Origin of the sequence: Streptomyces sp. AcH 505 (genome assembly GCF_000818175.1) — a bacterium.
Classification (GTDB): domain Bacteria; phylum Actinomycetota; class Actinomycetes; order Streptomycetales; family Streptomycetaceae; genus Streptomyces.
This window is the reverse complement of the sequence record NZ_JTIY01000001.1, coordinates 6040551-6041723: the sequence shown is the minus strand read 5'-3', so window position 1 is coordinate 6041723 and position 1173 is coordinate 6040551. Positions and strand designations below refer to the sequence as shown.

The 1173-nt window shown below is 65.9% G+C and carries 1 protein-coding gene; it reads left to right on the top strand.

What is annotated here, in order from left to right; translation table 11 throughout:
- Positions 1-159: 159 nt before the first annotated feature.
- A partial coding sequence (locus HY68_RS26960; protein ID WP_241778691.1) for a glycosyl hydrolase occupies positions 160-1173 on the top strand: 1014 nt, incomplete at its 3' end.

The following is a 1173-nucleotide window of genomic DNA, read 5'->3' as shown; positions in this document are numbered from 1 at the left end:
AGGCGGCAACACCACCAACAGCACCCGCCTCCAGATCTACGACCGCAACACCAACCCCTGGCAAACCTGGCACCTCCCCACCTGACACCCGACGCACCCCGCAACCCCCCACAGGAAAGGCACTCGTTCATGTCCCTACGTGCCAGAACACGAGCCCTTGTGGCCACAGCATCAGTGGCCGCTGTCGCAGGTGTCGCGCTCACGGTCACCGGAGGCTCCGCCTCCGCGGCGCCGCCCGGACCGGCCGGAGTCACCAGAGCCGACGAGATCGCGTACCTCAAGAGCCTCACCGGCAACCACGTCCTCTCCGGCCAGCAGGGCGGCGCCAACAGCGACCCGGCGCAATGGGTCCGCAAGGCCCACGACATCACCGGCCTGAACCCCGGTGTCTGGAACGGTGACTTCGGGTTCAGTCAGGACGACATCAACAACCGGCAGACGGTGATCAACGAGGCCAAGACCGAGTGGGCCAACGGCACCCTCCCCGGCCTGATGATGCACGCCTGCCGCCCGGACGTGGCCACTTGCTCCTTCGAGGGCGGCTCGAACCCGGTGAAGGGCAGCAAGCTGTCGGACTCCGAATGGAGCCAGCTCATCACCGACGGGAGCACACTCAACAACGACTACAAGCGCAAGCTCGACCAGTTCGTGCCGTACTTCCAGCAGCTCAAGGACGCCGGTATCCCTGTCCTGTTCCGGCCGCAGCACGAGCTGAACGAGGGCTGGGCATGGTGGGGCGGGCGCCCTGGTGCGAACGGCAGCGCGCGGCTCTTCCAGATCACCCACGACTATCTGGAGTCCAAGAGCCTCGACAACATCATCTGGGTGTGGGCTCCCAAAGACGTCGCCGGCGGCGCCTCCCAGGCGGCGAGTTACTACCCGGGCAGCAGCTACGTGGACGTCGTCGGGCTCGACGTCTGGGTGAACAAGTTCCCCTCCAGCGACTGGTACCAGGCGATCCAGAACATCGCAGGCACCAAGCCCATGGCCTTGGCCGAGGTCGGCAGCGTGCCGCAGCCCGCGCAGATGGCCGCCCAGCCCAAGTGGACCTACTGGAACGTCTGGATGAACTGGCTGACCGACCCGGCCTACAACTCCAACGACTCGATCAAGGCCGGCTACTACGACGCTCGCACCTACAACCAGGGCGAAGTCCAGATCCCCACGACGTCG